Raw genomic sequence first — 16,570 nt, 5'->3', positions numbered from 1 at the left:
CATCACTCTATTATACCATAAAAGTATTCGGAAAGGATTAAAAAATGCATACAGCCTTGATAATTGGCTATTCCGCCTTCGATTTAGGAATATTTAATGATAAGGATATTCGATTAAAAATAATCAAAAAGGCTATACGAAATGATTTAGAAAAACTTGCTGAGGAAGGTCTAAAATGGCTGGTTTTTACTGGAAGTCTAGGTTTTGAATCATGGGTCTTAGAAGTAGCTAAGGAAATTAAGGAAGAATATGGATTTCAGCTCGCAACTATCTTCGATTTTGAAACACATGGCACAAATTGGAACGAGAGTAATCAGATCAAACTTACTGCATTTAAACAGGTAGATTTTGTCAAATATGCATATCCTAATTATGAACATAAGGGACAACTTCGAGATTATCAGTTATTTTTGTTAGAAAATACGGATGGCGCCTATCTTTTTTATGATGAAGAAAACGAAACGAAACTCAAGTTTTTTTACGAATTGATGAACAAGAAAGACAGATATGTTACAAAAAGATTAACATTTGACGTATTAAACGAAATAGCTGAAAATTTTTCCTAAAAATGAGCCTTTGACCTTGCTTTTTGATTGCTTTTTTTTATATAATAATACTAGTAACTGAGAATGGAGAGAGACATGTCGAGTATTGTTTTTACAGCAAAAGATATTTTTGAACAGGATTTTGGAAGAGAAGTAAGAGGCTATAGCAAGGTAGAGGTTGATGAGTTTTTAGATGATGTTATTAAAGACTATGAAACTTATGCTGCTTTGGTCAAGTCTTTACGTTTAGAAATTGCTGAACTAAAAGAAGAATTGTTGAAAAAAAATCAAGTGGCGCCAACGCAATCAGATTCTCTTGAATTGGGTAGCACTACTTCAATGACAAACTTTGATATCTTAAAACGCTTGAATCGTCTTGAAAAAGAGGTCTTCGGTAAACAAATAGTGGATAATTCAGAAGCTTAAGAATTATCCAGTTGTGCAATTTTTGGATAATCGCGTGGAGAAACTATTTTTCCATGAGGAAAGTCCATGCTAGCACAGGCTGTGATGCCTGTAGTGTTTGTGCTAGGCGAAACAATAAGCCTAGGGACGAGAAATCGTTACGGCGAGTGAATAGACTAAGTTTTCGAATATGTTTTAGTAGCTCTGAAAGTGCCACAGTGACGTAGTCTTCCTGGAAACGGGAAGAGTGGAACGCGGTAAACCCCTCAAGCTAGCAACCCAAATTTTGGTCGGGGCATGGAGTACGCGGAAACGAACGTAGTACTCTGACTGCTATCTGTAGATACAGCTAGTGGTAGACAGATGATTATCGAAGGAAATGATCCTAGTCATTTCTGGAACAAAACATGGCTTATAGAAAATTGCATATAGGTTGGGGCTGAGAATTGTTTCTCAACCTCATTTTTTAAAGTGAACAAGAGAAAGGTCTATAAAGACTCTAGAATGAAAGAAACATTTAATTTAGTTGCGACTGCAGCAGCAGGTTTAGAAGCTGTTGTGGGTCGTGAAGTAAGAGAACTAGGCTATGATTGCCAAGTTGAAAATGGTCGTGTTCGCTTTGAAGGAGATGTAAAGGCTATTATTAGAACTAATCTGTGGCTTAGAGCTGCAGATAGGATTAAGATAATTGTTGGAACATTTCCAGCGAAAACCTTTGAAGAGCTCTTTCAAGGAGTTTTTGCACTCGACTGGGAAAACTACTTGTCGCTCGGGGCTCGTTTTCCAATTTCAAAAGCAAAATGTGTCAAATCAAAACTTCATAATGAACCAAGTGTTCAAGCCATTTCTAAAAAAGCAGTTGTGAAGAAGTTGCAAAAACATTACGCTCGGCCAGAAGGTATTCCCTTGATGGAGAATGGTCCAGAGTTTAAAATCGAGGTTTCAATTCTTAAAGATGTAGCGACGGTCATGATTGATACAACAGGCTCTAGTCTTTTCAAACGTGGCTACCGTACGGAAAAAGGTGGGGCTCCAATCAAAGAGAACATGGCAGCGGCGATTTTACAATTATCAAATTGGTACCCTGATAAACCACTGATTGATCCAACCTGTGGTTCAGGTACTTTCTGTATTGAAGCAGCTATGATTGCTCGTAATATGGCGCCAGGCTTACGCCGTTCCTTTGCTTTCGAAGAATGGAATTGGGTTAGTGATCGTTTGATTCAGGAGATTCGTACGGAAGCTAGCAAGAAGATTAATCATGAGATTGAGCTAGACATCATGGGCTGTGATATCGATGGCCGCATGGTGGAAATTGCTAAGGCAAATGCTCAGGCTGCGGGGGTTTCTAAGGATATCCACTTTAAGCAGATGCGCGTGCAGGATTTGCGAACAGATAAGATTAATGGAGTTATTATTTCGAATCCACCATATGGGGAACGCTTATCCGATGATGAAGGAGTAACAAAGCTCTATGCAGAGATGGGAGAGGTATTTGCTCCACTCAAAACTTGGAGTAAATTTATCCTGACCAGTGATGAGGCTTTTGAAAGCAAGTATGGTAGTCAGGCAGATAAAAAGCGTAAACTATATAATGGTACCCTTAAGGTTGATTTGTATCAATATTTCGGGCAACGCGTAAAAAGACAAGAAGTAGCAACAGAAAGGGATTAAAATGAGTAAGAAAAAACATCATCACCATAAAAATGTAAACCACGAATCACAACTTGATTTTGAAGAGGCAAAAGACTTGACAGTAGGTCAAGTCATTCGTAAAAAAGAAGAGGTAGAAGCTGGCGTGACTCCGGATGATACTATTCTCGATAAATATATCAAGCAGCATCGTGATGAAATTGAAGCTGATAAATTTGAAAACTTGCAAGCTAAGCAAGAGGAAGCTACTCAAAGTTTGGATGATCTAATTCAAGAAGTCCGAGAAAATATTGAAGACGAGGAAGTAGGCGATGAATCAGAAGTGGATTTGACTGAAACAACTGAGATTCCAGTAGTTGAACCTACTCCTGCAGTTGAAGAACTAGAAAATCCAGCTTTTGAAGATGATTCTGAAACAGTTGCAGTAGCAATGAATCCTGAACCTGTTTCAGAGGAGAATGAAGAAACTATTCTATTGTCTCGTTCTGCCCAAAGTAATGAGAAGCCAAAAAGTAAAAAGAAATGGGTGATTTTGAGTGTTCTTGCCTGCCTATTCTTGCTCATTCTTGGAAGTGGCTACTATATCTACAAACAAATCGCACGCTCATCTCAAGAGATTCAATCTCAGTCTGCAGAAAATGGATTGGTAAGCAACCAAGCTGTTTTAGATCAATTCAATACTCTATATGACACTTTCTATACTGACGAAAATAAAACTGCTTTAAAAAACAGCCAATTTAGTCAATTGAGTCAGTTGAAGGACCTCTTAGGGAAACTTGAGGGAGCAAGAGAATATTCTCTTGTAAAATCAAAATATGACAGCCTTGAGACTCAAATTAAAGCGATTGAAGATATAAATGCTCAATTTGAAACACCAGTTATTACAGATGGAGTTTTGGACACAAACGCAAAAATTAAATCGGATGCTAAATTCACTGAAGTTAAAACTGGAAATACCGAAATCGATAAACTGCTAGACAAAGCTATTAGTTTAGGTAAGAGTCAGCAAGCAAGCACAGAAACTACAACAGTTAGTGAAGCAAGTACTGCTAGCCAAACTGAGTCAACTCCATCTACAGAAAGTAGTTCAAATGCTCAAGCGCGTGAAACAGCTCCAAGAAATAATGCTGTTAATAGTGGATTGTCAAGTGAAGGTGTAAACTTGCAGAGAAGTGTGAGTCGTGTTCCATTTAACCAATCTGCTATCAGTGATAGTGGTAATCCAGCTTGGGAGTTTAACGATGGTGTCCTTGAACAAATTCTTGCTACTTCACGAGCACGTGGCTATATTACTGGAAATCAATATATCCTAGAACGTGTGAATATTGTTAATGGTAATGGTTATTACAACCTATACAGACCTGACGGTACATATCTCTTTACTCTTAACTGTAAGACAGGATACTTTGTAGGAAACGGATCAGGTCACGCTAACGACCTTGACTACTAGGAGACTAGTTATCAAATTCTTTCTTTTAGAATTGAAACATGATAAAATAAATAAATCAAACAATAGGAGAGTCACATGACAAAAGCAAACTTTGGTGTTGTTGGTATGGCCGTAATGGGTCGTAACCTTGCCCTTAATATTGAATCTCGTGGATACACAGTTGCTATCTATAACCGTAGTAAAGAAAAAACAGAAGATGTTGTTGCTTGCCATCCTGAAAAGGACTTTGTGCCAAGCTATGATATCGAAAGCTTCGTAAACTCAATTGAAAAACCACGTCGTATCATGCTCATGGTTCAAGCAGGACCTGGTACAGACGCAACCATCCAAGCCCTTCTTCCACACTTGGATAAAGGTGATATCTTGATTGACGGAGGAAACACTTTCTACAAAGATACTATCCGTCGTAATGAAGAATTGGCGAACTCTGGTATTAACTTTATCGGTACTGGTGTCTCTGGTGGTGAAAAAGGTGCCCTTGAAGGTCCTTCTATCATGCCTGGTGGGCAAAAAGAAGCTTATGAATTGGTAGCAGATGTTCTTGAAGAGATCTCTGCAAAAGCACCAGAAGATGGGAAACCATGTGTGACATACATCGGTCCTGATGGAGCTGGTCATTACGTGAAAATGGTCCACAACGGTATCGAGTACGGTGATATGCAATTGATCGCAGAAAGCTATGATCTTATGCAACACTTGCTTGGCCTTTCAGCTCAAGATATGGCTGAAATCTTTACTGAGTGGAACAAGGGCGAATTGGACAGCTACTTGATTGAAATCACTGCTGATATTCTTGGCCGTAAAGATGATGAAGGTCAAGACGGTTCAATTGTAGACTATATCTTAGATGCTGCAGGAAATAAGGGAACTGGTAAATGGACTAGCCAATCAGCGCTTGACCTTGGTGTACCATTGTCACTCATTACTGAGTCCGTATTTGCTCGTTACATCTCTACTTACAAAGAAGAGCGTGTACACGCTAGCAAGGTGCTTCCAAAACCAGCTGCTTTCAAATTTGAAGGAGACAAGGCTGAGTTGATCGAAAAGATCCGCCAAGCCCTTTACTTCTCAAAAATCATCTCTTACGCACAAGGTTTTGCGCAATTGCGTGTAGCTTCTAAAGAAAATAACTGGAACTTGCCATTTGCAGATATCGCATCTATCTGGCGCGATGGATGTATCATCCGTTCTCGTTTCTTGCAAAAGATTACAGATGCTTACAACCGTGATGCAGATCTTGCTAACCTTCTTTTGGATGAGTACTTCTTGGATGTAACTGCGAAATACCAACAATCTGTTCGTGATATCGTAGCTCTTGCTGTTCAAGCAGGTGTACCAGTACCTACTTTCTCAGCAGCCATCACTTACTTTGATAGCTACCGTTCAGCTGACCTTCCAGCAAACTTGATTCAAGCGCAACGTGACTACTTTGGTGCTCACACATACCAACGTAAAGATAAAGAAGGTACTTTCCACTATTCTTGGTACGACGAAAAATAAGTAGGCCAAACTATGGGGAAACGGATTTTATTACTTGAAAAAGAAAAAAATCTAGCTCATTTTTTAAGTTTAGAACTTCAAAAAGAGCATTACCGAGTTGATCTGGCAGAAAAAGGGCAAAAAGCTCTTTCCATGGCTCTTCAAACAGATTATGATTTGATTTTGTTAAATGTTAATCTGGGAGATATGACAGCGCAGGAATTTGCAGACAAATTAAGTCTAACAAAGCCCGCATCTGTCATCATGGTTCTAGATCACGTAGAAGAATTGCAGGATGTGCTAGAAGTTGTTCAGCGGTTTGCAGTTTCATACATCTATAAACCAGTAATTATAGAAAATTTGGTAGAGCGAATTTCAGCTATTTTCCGTGGCCGTGATTTTATCGACCAACATTGTGGTCAAATGAAGATACCAACCAGCTATCGTAATCTTAGGATAGATGTTGCCAATCATACAGTTTATCGTGGAGATGAGTTGATTGCTCTCACACGTCGAGAATACGATCTTCTAGCTACGCTTATGGGAAGTAAAAAAGTATTGACTCGTGAGCAATTACTGGAAAGTGTCTGGAAGTATGAAAGTGCTACAGAAACCAATATTGTAGATGTTTATATCCGATATCTACGTAGTAAAATTGATGTGGAAGGCCAAAAAAGCTATATCAAAACAGTTCGTGGTGTAGGTTATACCATGCAGGAATAAAAAGTAATATTTTATCAATTAAAGTCGAAAAGCACTTGCCTATAAGCAAGTGCTTTTTTAAATCATTAATCAACTATTTTTAGGAGTTGAGAAAATTATAAGTTGAATTTTTTATCTCAAGGACAAGCGATTGTGAAAGGAAACAATCGCTTTTTTTGTGAAAATATAATAAAATAGAAAGGAATAAAGTTCTAAAATTTTATCTAGAAAAAGACGCTTTTCGTCTGTTAGAAGGATTAAATGACAAAAGAAGTTGGTGTCGGTCAGGCACATAGTAAAATTATTTTAATAGGAGAGCATGCAGTGGTTTATGGTTACCCGGCCATCTCTTTGCCTCTTTTAGAGGTTGAAGTGACTTGTCGGGTGGTTCCAGCAGCGACACCATGGCGTCTGTTTGAAGAGGACACCTTGTCCATGGCTGTTTATGCCTCCCTTGAGTATCTAAATATACAGGATGCTTGCATTCGTTGTCAAATTGACTCGGCTATTCCAGAAAAACGGGGGATGGGATCTTCAGCAGCCATAAGTATTGCGGCCATTCGAGCGGTATTTGATTATTACCAGACAGAACTTCCGCATGATGTTTTAGAAATTTTGGTCAATCGGGCGGAGATGATTGCCCATATGAATCCTAGTGGTTTAGATGCTAAGACTTGCCTAAGTGACCAGCCTATTCGTTTTATCAAAAATGTAGGTTTTGAAGAATTAGCCATGGATTTGTCAGCTTATCTGATCATTGCAGATACCGGAGTTTATGGACATACTCGTGAAGCTATCCAAGTCGTAGAGAGCAAAGGTAAGGAAGCTCTACCTTTCTTGCATGTATTAGGAGAATTAACCCAAGAAGCAGAAAAAGCAATAAAGGCAAGGGATGCCGTGAAGCTGGGAGAAATTCTAACCAAAGCTCATGGAAATCTAAAAGAAATTGGAGTTAGTAGCCTTGAAGCGGATGCCTTGGTTGAAACTGCTCTCGAACATGGAGCTTTAGGTGCCAAGATGAGTGGTGGTGGTTTAGGAGGCTGTATTATCGCCTTGGTTGCTAATGTAAACCAAGCACAAGAACTCGCAGAAAGATTAGAAGAGAAAGGAGCTGTTCAGACATGGATCGAAAGCCTGTAACAGTACGTTCCTATGCCAATATTGCTATTATCAAATATTGGGGTAAGAAAAAAGAAAAAGAGATGGTTCCCGCGACTAGCAGTATCTCTCTGACTTTAGAAAATATGTATACGGAGACGACACTTTCACCTTTGCCAGCAGATGCAACCGCTGATGTTTTTTACATCAATGGTCAGTTGCAAAATGAAGCTGAACATAAAAAGATGAGTAAAATTATTGATCGCTACCGTCCTGAAGGAGCAGGTTTTGTTCGTATCGATACCAAGAACAATATGCCAACAGCGGCAGGTCTTTCTTCAAGTTCCAGTGGTTTGTCTGCTCTGGTAAAAGCTTGCAATGCCTATTTCCAATTAGGACTAAATCGTAAAGATTTGGCTTTGGAAGCTAAGTTTGCATCGGGCTCTTCATCTCGTAGTTTTTATGGTCCCTTAGCAGCTTGGGATAAGGATAGTGGAGAAATCTATCCTGTCGAGACTGAATTGAAACTCGCTATGATTATGTTGGTCTTGGAAGATCAAAAAAAACCAATCTCTAGTCGAGATGGCATGAAACTCTGTGTGGAAACTTCGACGACTTTTGAAGAGTGGATTCGTCAATCTGAACAAGACTACGAGGACATGTTGGTCTATCTCAAGGAAAACGACTTTAAAAAAGTTGGGGAATTAACAGAGAAGAATGCTCTAGCTATGCATGCGACGACAAAGACCGCAACTCCATCCTTCTCATATCTGACAGATGCTAGTTATGAGGCTATGGATTTCGTTCGTCAGCTACGTAAACAAGGTGAATCTTGCTACTTTACCATGGATGCGGGCCCTAATGTCAAGGTTCTTTGCTTGGAAGAGGACTTGGAACATCTATCAGAACTCTTAGGTCAGCGCTATCGCTTAATCGTTTCAAAGACAAAGGACTTGGGCCAAGATGACGATTGTTAAAACTTGTGGGAAGCTCTATTGGGCTGGGGAGTATGCCATTTTAGAACCAGGACAGTTGGCGCTAATAAAGGCTATTCCCATCTATATGACGGCTGAGATTAAAACGTCTGATGATTATCGACTCTACTCAGATATGTTTACATATAGTGTAGACATGCGACCGGATTCTTCTTATGCTTTGATTCAAGAAACAGTTGCCTTAGTGGAGGAGTATCTAACTACCCAAGGAGGTGACTTGCGTCCTTTTTCCATAGACATTCGTGGGAAAATGGAGCGTGAAGGCAAGAAGTTTGGACTGGGTTCTAGTGGTAGCGTCGTTGTCTTGGTCATCAAGGCTATGCTTGCTTTCTATGAAAGACCAGCTGAAAGAGACCTCTTATTTAAACTGGCTAGTGCTGTACTTCTTAAACGTGGAGATAATGGTTCCATGGGGGATATTGCCTGTATCGTTTCAGAAGACCTGGTCCTCTATCAGTCTTTTGACCGTGAGAAAGTGGCAGAATGGCTAGAAAAAGAAGACTTGCCAACTGTATTAGCACGTGACTGGGGCCTTTCTATTAGGAGTGTTGAACCGGCCTTGAAATTTGATTTTCTGGTGGGTTGGACCAAGGAAGTGGCTGTCTCTAGTCACATGGTCAAGCAAATCAAGAATAATATGAACGCTAGCTTCTTACAGGCTTCAAAAGAAACAGTAACAAACTTGGCCAAGGCTTTGGAGGCAGGTCAAGAAGAAAACATTATTGACTTGCTAGAACAAGCCAGCCAACTTTTAGAAGGCTTGAGTTCAGATATTTATACACCCTCGCTCAGACAATTAAAAGATGCTAGCATAGACTTAAAAGCTGTCGCAAAAAGTAGTGGTGCTGGTGGTGGAGACTGTGGGATAGCCCTCAGTTTTGACCAAGATTCGACCACATTACTGAAAAAAAGATGGGCTGATTTAGGGATTGAACTCTTGTATCAAGAAAGGATAGGACATGACAACAAATCGGAAGGATGAACACATCCGCTATGCCCTTGAACAGAAAAGTTCTTATAATAGTTTTGATGAAGTTGAATTGATTCATTCTTCTCTACCCTTATATGACTTAGATGAGATTGATCTTTCGACAGAATTTGCAGGGCGCAAATGGGACTTTCCTTTTTATATAAACGCCATGACAGGCGGTAGTGACAAGGGAAGAGAAATCAATCAAAAATTGGCCCAGGTGGCAGAGGCCTGTGGGATTTTATTTGTGACGGGTTCTTACAGTGCGGCACTTAAGGATCCATCAGATGATTCTTTTGCTGTTAAGTCAAATCATCCTGACCTTCTTTTCGGAACCAATATTGGCTTGGACAAACCTGTAGAACTAGGATTACAAACAGTCAAAGAGATGAATCCCCTTCTTTTACAAGTTCATGTGAATGTTATGCAGGAACTACTCATGCCTGAAGGTGAGCGTCAATTTAGGTTGTGGCAAAATAATCTAAAAGATTATGCCGATCAAATCCCTGTTCCCCTTGTTTTAAAAGAAGTTGGTTTTGGGATGGATGTGAAGACTATTGCTAAGGCTTATGAGATGGGAATACGAACCGTTGATTTGTCTGGTCGTGGGGGAACCAGCTTTGCCTATATTGAAAACCGTCGCAGTGGTCAACGTGACTACCTTAATGATTGGGGTCAATCGACTATGCAAGCTCTTCTGAATGCCCAAGACTGGAAGGACAAGATGGAACTTTTGGTGAGTGGAGGAGTTCGCAATCCACTAGATATCATCAAATGCTTGGTGTTTGGAGCAAAGGCAGTTGGTCTATCACGCACCATGTTAGATCTGGTAGAGAATTACTCTGTTGATGTCGTTATTTCCATTGTTGAAAGCTGGAAGGAAGATCTACGCTTGATTATGTGTGCCCTTAATTGTGCAAGGATTGAAGATTTGCAAGAAGTCGACTATCTCCTATATGGAAAATTAAAAGAAGCAAAAGATCAAATGTAAGGAGGTCGGGATTTTAGTCCCGGTCTCTTTTTCATTCCTCAGACTGATGTGACTTTTGGGATTTGTGATACAATTAAGTAGAGAGGACGGTTACATGAGAAAATTTCAAATTTTTCTATTTATTGAAGCTTGTTTATTGACAGGAGCTCTGATTATGATGGTATCAGAGCATTTTTCCCGTTTTCTACTCATTTTACTCTTGTTTTTACTCTTGATTCGCTATTATACAGGTAGACAAGGCAATAACTTCTTTTTAGTGGCAGTGACCATCTTATTTTTCTTCATCATTATGCTCAATCCTTTTGTTATCTTGGCTATTTTTGTAGCTTTGATATACAGTCTCTTCCTCCTTTACCCTATGATGAATCAGGAAAGAGAAGATACCAATCTGGTTTTTGAAGAAGTTGTTACGGTGAAGAGGGAGAAAAATCGCTGGTTTGGAAATCTCCACCATTTTTCAAGTTACCAGACTTGTCGCTTTGATGATATCAATCTTTTTCGTCTTATGGGGAAGGATACCATTCATCTAGAGCACGTGATATTGAGCAATCATGATAATGTCATTATCTTGAGAAAACTGGTCGGTACGACTAGAATTATCGTACCAGTGGATGTAGAAGTCAGCCTCAGTGTCAATTCTCTGTACGGAGATTTAACCTTCTTTGACCAGCCTAAACGTGCTTTACGTAATGAGCAATTTCATCAAGAAACCAGAGATTATCTCAAGAGTCCCAAGAGTGTGAAGATTCTTTTGACAACCATGGTTGGAGATATTGAGGTGGTGAGAGGATGAAAAAGCAACCCTATATTTTAATTGGACTCACCTCATTTCTCTTTGTTGCCTTTCTATTTCGAAGCATTTTTAAGGTCTTAGATTTGGAGTGGACTTCTCTCTTCCAAGATTTAGAAAGGACAGAAAAAGTCTTATTTCTAGCTTTGATGTTTAGTCTTGCCCTTGCTTTCTTATTGGTCCTATTTTGGACAATGGTTGATGAAATTTCAAGAAGAAGAATCCAAAAAAATCTTAAACGTCTGCTAGCTGGTAAAGATATTAAAAGCCTTGGAGATGCTGATTTAGACGCAAGTTTTAGAAACTTATCAGGTAAGCTCGGTTTATTGACAGAAGCCATCCAAAAAGCAGACAATCAGGTTTTAGTCAAAGAAGAAGAGATCGTTGAAAAGGAGCGCAAGCGAATCGCGCGTGACTTGCATGATACGGTCAGTCAAGAAATTTTTGCTGCCCATATGATTTTATCAGGACTCAGTCAACAAGCTGCAAGATTAGATAGAGAGAAGATGCAAACTCAGCTTCAGAGTGTGACTGCTATTTTAGAAACAGCCCAAAGAGATTTGCGTATTCTACTCTTACATTTGCGACCGATAGAACTGGAACAAAAGAGTCTGGTTGAGGGGATTCAGTTGCTTCTTAAAGAATTGGAAGAAAAAAGTGAACTCAAAGTCAGCTTTAAATATGAGGTAGATGAATTGCCTAAAAAGATTGAGGAACATATCTTCCGTATCGTCCAAGAATTGATTAGTAATACTCTCCGTCATGCTCAAGCTTCTTGTCTGGATGTTTATCTTTATCAGACTGAAACAGAATTACAGTTGAAAGTAGTGGACAATGGCAGAGGTTTCGAGCCGGTTGACGTAGATGATTTGAGCTATGGACTACGGAATATCAAAGAACGAGTGGAAGATATGGCAGGGAGTATACAACTATTAACAGCGCCGAAGCAGGGTTTAGCAGTGGATATTCGCATACCCTTGCTTGATTGACTAACTAACAAAAGGAAATAAAATGAAACTATTATTAGTAGATGACCACCAAATGGTGCGTCTTGGATTAAAAAGTTATTTTGAACTACAAGATGATGTAGAGGTTGTTGGAGAAGCAACTAATGGAGTCGAAGGGATTTCCATGGCTTTGGCTCTTCGCCCAGATGTGATTGTTATGGATATTGTCATGCCTGAAATGAATGGAATTGACGCAACTCTAGCTATTCTCAAAGAATGGCCGGAGGCTAAAATCCTGATTGTGTCTTCTTATCTAGACAATGAAAAAATCATGCCAGTATTGAATGCTGGGGCCAGAGGTTATATGCTCAAGACGTCAAGTGCTGATGAATTGTTTCATGCTGTTCAAAAGGTGGTAGCTGGAGACCTAGCTATCGAACAAGAGGTGAGTAAGAAAGTAGAATACCACCGCAATCATATGGAACTTCACGAAGAATTAACTGCGCGAGAACGCGATGTCCTTCAACTGATTGCTAAGGGCTATGAAAATCAGCGCATTGCAGATGAGCTCTTTATCTCCCTTAAGACAGTCAAGACCCATGTCTCCAATATCCTAGCCAAACTTCAGGTCAGTGATCGTACCCAGGCAGCAGTTTATGCTTTTCAACATCATTTAGTGGGTTCTGATGAATTTTAGGGGACATAGGATGTAACTGAAGCATGGACGAAAAGCGCATCCATTACTTGAAAAAGTTCGCTACTATATGGTATAATGGACTGTATTAAAAATTTTAAGGAGAAATGACAGAATGTCTGTATCATTTGAAAACAAAGAAACAAACCGTGGTGTCTTGACTTTCACAATCTCTCAAGACCAAATCAAACCAGAATTGGACCGTGTCTTTAATTCAGTAAAGAAATCTCTTAATGTTCCAGGTTTCCGTAAAGGTCACCTTCCACGTCCTATCTTCGACCAAAAATTTGGTGAAGAAGCTCTTTATCAAGATGCATTGAACGCTCTCTTGCCAAATGCTTATGAAGCAGCTGTAAAAGAAGCTGGTCTTGAAGTAGTTGCACAACCTAAAATTGATGTAACATCAATGGAAAAAGGTCAAGACTGGGTTATCACTGCTGAAGTAGTAACTAAGCCTGAAGTTAAATTGGGTGACTACAAAAATCTTGAAGTATCAGTTGATGTAGAAAAAGAAGTATCAGATGTCGACGTTGAAGAGCGTATCGAACGCGAACGCAACAACTTGGCTGAATTAGTTATCAAAGAAGGTGCTGCTGAAGACGGCGACACTGTTGTCATCGACTTCGTTGGTTCTATCGATGGATTAGAATTCCCTGGTGGTAAAGGTGAAAACTTCTCTCTTGGACTAGGTTCAGGTCAATTCATTCCTGGATTTGAAGACCAATTGGTAGGTCATTCAGCTGGTGAAACTGTTGATGTAGTTGTAACATTCCCAGAAGACTACCAAGCTGAAGAACTTGCAGGTAAAGAAGCTAAATTCGTAACAACTATCCACGAAGTTAAAGCGAAAGAAGTTCCAGCTCTTGACGATGAACTTGCAAAAGATATCGATGAAGAAGTTGAAACTCTTGCTGAATTGAAAGAAAAATATCGTAAAGAATTGGCAGCTGCTAAAGAAGAAGCATATAAAGATGCTGTAGAAGGTGCTGCAATCGATAAAGCTGTTGAAAATGCTGAAATCGTAGAACTTCCAGAAGAAATGATCCACGAAGAAGTTCACCGCTCAGTAAATGAGTTCCTTGGAAACTTGCAACGTCAAGGTATCAACCCTGACATGTACTTCCAAATCACTGGAACTACTCAAGAAGACCTTCACAAACAATATGAAGCAGAAGCTGAGTCACGTACTAAGACTAATCTTGTTATCGAAGCAGTTGCGAAAGCTGAAGGATTTGACGCTACTGAAGAAGAAATCCAAAAAGAAATCGAGCAATTGGCTGCAGATTACAACATGGAAGTTGCCCAAGTACAAAGCTTGCTTTCAGCAGAAATGTTGAAACACGATATCACAATCAAAAAAGCTGTTGAATTGATCACAAGCACTGCAACAGTAAAATGATTTTATAAAGTAAAAAGCCTACCGAAACCGGTGGGCTTTTCTTTTATGTTATTTTCCGAAAAACTCCTTAATGTCATCTTGGCTAATTCCAATCATGGCTGGGATACTAGTCCAGTTATCTTCAGTTAGTCTGTAAGTTTGATGAGGGTTAATCTGATTACTTGTTTCAAGAATAGGCTCATTTACTTCTTCAAAACTTTCAGTTAGTTCAATAAAACGTTCTATTAGGTAAGTTTTGCGAGAGGTTCCCATATGTTGAGTAGCATATTCAAAGGCCTGTAATTCACCCAATAAAATAAGCTTGCTTTTTGCCCGAGTAATAGCAGTGTAGATGAGATTACGCTCTAACATACGCTTGCTGGCACTGGTAATGGGAAGGATAACGACGGGAAACTCACTTCCCTGCGACTTATGGATACTCATGGCGTAGGCTAGGCGAATCTTGTACCATTCATTTCGAGGATAAGAAACCTCATTGCCATCAAAATCAATGACAATCTCATCTTGTTTGGACTCGGTGTATTTGGCAGGAATGAGATCTGTAATGTAGCCTAAATCTCCATTAAAAACATTGACTTCTGCATCATTGACTAAATGAATAACTTTATCTCCCGTGCGATAATTCCATTGAGTAGCTTCAAAGCTTATCTGATCTTTCTGTGGAGGATTGAGAAGGTCTTGCATGAGTTGATTAATCGCATCGATTCCTGCTGTTCCTCGGTACATAGGTGCTAGAACTTGGATATCACGAGCGGGTATACCACTTCTGAGAGCTGCGTCTAGGATTTTTTCAATGGTCGCTGGGATATGATTACTAGCGATTTCAAAGTAGGAACGGTCTGCTTTTTTCTGCGTAAAATCTGCAGGTAAGATTCCTTGACGAATCTGGCTAGCAAGAGTGACAATGGTTGATTCTTCGCTCTGGCGGTAAATTTTTTCTAATCGTGTTTGCGGTAAACTTGGAATTTGGAGTAAGTCAGCTAGGACTTGCCCAGGACTGACAGAAGGCAACTGATCACTATCTCCAACGATGAGAATTTTACTAGTAGAGGAGATATTAGAGAAAAGCTGATTTGCTAGCCAAGTATCTACCATAGAAAACTCATCTACAATGATAAAATCAGCATCTAGATAATCTTCCAAATGACTGGTATCGTCGTCTCCAGTCATGCCCAAATGGCGGTGAATCGTTGCACTAGGCAAGTCTGTCAACTCATTCATACGACGAGCCGCGCGACCAGTTGGAGCAGCTAGGAGAATAGGTAAATTGCTCTTTTTCTTGAGATCAAGTCCTTCCATTAGAGCATAAACACCAATAATCCCATTGATAACAGTAGTTTTTCCTGTTCCAGGACCACCTGTTAGGATAAAGACCTTGTTTTGGATTGCATCACAGATAGCCTCCTTTTGAATGGTATCGTATTGAATTCCCAACTCTTTTTCAACAGTTGAAATATGTTTGTGAATACTGTCGATGTTCTGGTCTTTATCCCCCTTTCTTTCAAGGATTCTCATCAGGTGCTTGTGGATGCCTTCTTCTGCAAAGAAGAGACTATTGTCAAAAATTTTAGTGTCTACCTGCTGAACTTTGTCCTCTTCGATTAGATGTGACAATTCGAGGGCAACTTGATTAGGATCTAGTTCCACTGGTCGAGAGGATTCTAGAAGGTTTATGGTTTGTTCTAGTAAGTCCCTTGCTTCAACATAGGTATCGCCACTTTCCATACATGAATTCAAAAGACTATGAATGATTCCAGCACGAAAACGTTCAGGCGATTGGCTTTCAATACCAAGTTCTTCCGCTAGTTGGTCGGCAATGGTAAAGCCCAATCCTTTGATATCCTCTACTAGCTGATAGGGATAATTTTCAACGACATTTAAGGTCTCTTCCTTGTATTCATCTAGAATTTGAATAGCTAATTTATTAGGGATACCATAATTAGCTAATTTAGCCAGGACCATTTCTGTCCCGTAGTTGAGACGGAGTGTAGAAATAAAGGCTTCTCGACTTTTAGCAGATAATCCAGAAATTGATTGGAGTTTTTCAGGATGCTCTAAAATTTTGTCGATAGTATTTTCACCATAGATATCTACAATTTTCTGGGCAGTTTTAAGACCGATACCTTTGAAGTGGCTGCTTGAAAAATATTTAACCAAACCTTTACTAGTCGGCTTTGCTCTCTCGTAGCGAGTGATTTGTAACTGTTGACCATATTTTGAGTGTTGGACAATTTGTCCCCAAAAAGTGTATTCCTCACCCTCAATAACGTCAGCCATGGTACCAGTTACGATGATTTCAAAATCATCAAAGTCTTCAGCATTGGTATCTTCAATCTCCAAGAGTAGGATGCGATAAAAATTACTACTATTTTCAAAGATAATGCGCTCAATGGTGCCTGTAAAATATACTTCCATAGAAATCCTCAATAGAATAAGAAGAGGCTGAGATTGG

General features: G+C 39.6%; 15 protein-coding genes and 1 other RNA gene. 15 read left to right on the top strand and 1 reads right to left on the bottom strand.

The features are described 5' to 3' along the window. Positions 1-44 precede the first annotated feature (44 nt). The 15 genes from PAN07_RS04135 to tig all read left to right on the top strand — a co-directional run bounded on the left by PAN07_RS04135 (position 45) and on the right by tig (position 14,118). Positions 45-566, top strand: coding sequence for an SLOG family protein (locus tag PAN07_RS04135; protein ID WP_269797194.1), 522 nt, complete (start codon positions 45-47; stop codon positions 564-566). A gap of 75 nt (positions 567-641) precedes the next feature. Beyond that, positions 642-971 carry a cell division regulator GpsB gene (gpsB, locus tag PAN07_RS04130; protein WP_312847906.1) on the top strand — a complete coding sequence of 110 codons (330 nt, stop codon included), beginning with the start codon at positions 642-644 and terminating at the stop codon, positions 969-971. An 18-nt stretch (positions 972-989) separates the two neighbouring features. Next, positions 990-1,370: RNase P RNA component class B (gene rnpB / locus PAN07_RS04125), an RNA gene on the top strand. An 84-nt stretch (positions 1,371-1,454) separates the two neighbouring features. Continuing rightward, positions 1,455-2,624, top strand: a complete 1,170-nt coding sequence (locus PAN07_RS04120) for a class I SAM-dependent RNA methyltransferase (protein WP_269797193.1) — start codon at positions 1,455-1,457, stop codon at positions 2,622-2,624. A gap of 1 nt (position 2,625) precedes the next feature. Continuing rightward, on the top strand, positions 2,626-4,053 hold the full coding sequence (locus tag PAN07_RS04115; RefSeq protein ID WP_269797192.1) for a cell division site-positioning protein MapZ family protein: 1,428 nt from the start codon (positions 2,626-2,628) through the stop codon (positions 4,051-4,053). 75 nt (positions 4,054-4,128) lie between these two features. Further along, positions 4,129-5,553: an NADP-dependent phosphogluconate dehydrogenase gene (gene gndA, locus PAN07_RS04110; RefSeq protein WP_269797191.1), complete on the top strand. Its 1,425-nt coding sequence runs from the start codon at positions 4,129-4,131 to the stop codon at positions 5,551-5,553. 12 nt (positions 5,554-5,565) lie between these two features. Then, positions 5,566-6,255, top strand: coding sequence for a response regulator transcription factor (locus PAN07_RS04105; RefSeq protein ID WP_269797190.1), 690 nt, complete (start codon positions 5,566-5,568; stop codon positions 6,253-6,255). 240 nt (positions 6,256-6,495) lie between these two features. Continuing rightward, entirely contained in the window at positions 6,496-7,374 is an 879-nt protein-coding gene (gene mvk, locus PAN07_RS04100; RefSeq protein ID WP_269797189.1) for a mevalonate kinase, read from the top strand. Next, on the top strand, positions 7,356-8,309 hold the full coding sequence (gene mvaD / locus PAN07_RS04095; protein ID WP_269797188.1) for a diphosphomevalonate decarboxylase: 954 nt from the start codon (positions 7,356-7,358) through the stop codon (positions 8,307-8,309). The genes mvk and mvaD overlap by 19 nt, the downstream gene beginning before the upstream one ends. After that, on the top strand, positions 8,296-9,309 hold the full coding sequence (locus PAN07_RS04090) for a phosphomevalonate kinase (RefSeq protein ID WP_269797187.1): 1,014 nt from the start codon (positions 8,296-8,298) through the stop codon (positions 9,307-9,309). Before mvaD ends, PAN07_RS04090 begins: the two co-directional genes overlap by 14 nt. After that, positions 9,287-10,288, top strand: coding sequence for a type 2 isopentenyl-diphosphate Delta-isomerase (gene fni, locus PAN07_RS04085; RefSeq protein WP_269797186.1), 1,002 nt, complete (start codon positions 9,287-9,289; stop codon positions 10,286-10,288). The genes PAN07_RS04090 and fni overlap by 23 nt, the downstream gene beginning before the upstream one ends. A 94-nt stretch (positions 10,289-10,382) precedes the next feature. Beyond that, positions 10,383-11,081, top strand: coding sequence for a cell wall-active antibiotics response protein LiaF (gene liaF, locus PAN07_RS04080; protein ID WP_269797185.1), 699 nt, complete (start codon positions 10,383-10,385; stop codon positions 11,079-11,081). Next, positions 11,078-12,067 carry a sensor histidine kinase gene (locus tag PAN07_RS04075; protein WP_269797184.1) on the top strand — a complete coding sequence of 330 codons (990 nt, stop codon included), beginning with the start codon at positions 11,078-11,080 and terminating at the stop codon, positions 12,065-12,067. Before liaF ends, PAN07_RS04075 begins: the two co-directional genes overlap by 4 nt. Before the next feature lie 22 nt (positions 12,068-12,089). Further along, a complete protein-coding gene (locus PAN07_RS04070; RefSeq protein ID WP_269797183.1) occupies positions 12,090-12,722 on the top strand; it encodes a response regulator transcription factor in 633 nt (210 codons plus the stop codon). 112 nt (positions 12,723-12,834) lie between these two features. Beyond that, positions 12,835-14,118: a trigger factor gene (tig, locus tag PAN07_RS04065; RefSeq protein ID WP_269797182.1), complete on the top strand. Its 1,284-nt coding sequence runs from the start codon at positions 12,835-12,837 to the stop codon at positions 14,116-14,118. A 48-nt stretch (positions 14,119-14,166) separates the two neighbouring features. On the opposite strand, the gene PAN07_RS04060 is transcribed toward tig, so the two are convergent. Continuing rightward, on the bottom strand, positions 14,167-16,533 hold the full coding sequence (locus PAN07_RS04060) for an ATP-dependent RecD-like DNA helicase (protein ID WP_269797181.1): 2,367 nt from the start codon (positions 16,531-16,533) through the stop codon (positions 14,167-14,169). Between the last annotated feature and the right edge of the window lie 37 nt (positions 16,534-16,570).

The organism is Streptococcus sp. SM5 (assembly GCF_027497975.1).
Note: the sequence above shows the minus strand (reverse complement) of the source record. Positions and strands in the feature narration are given on the sequence as shown.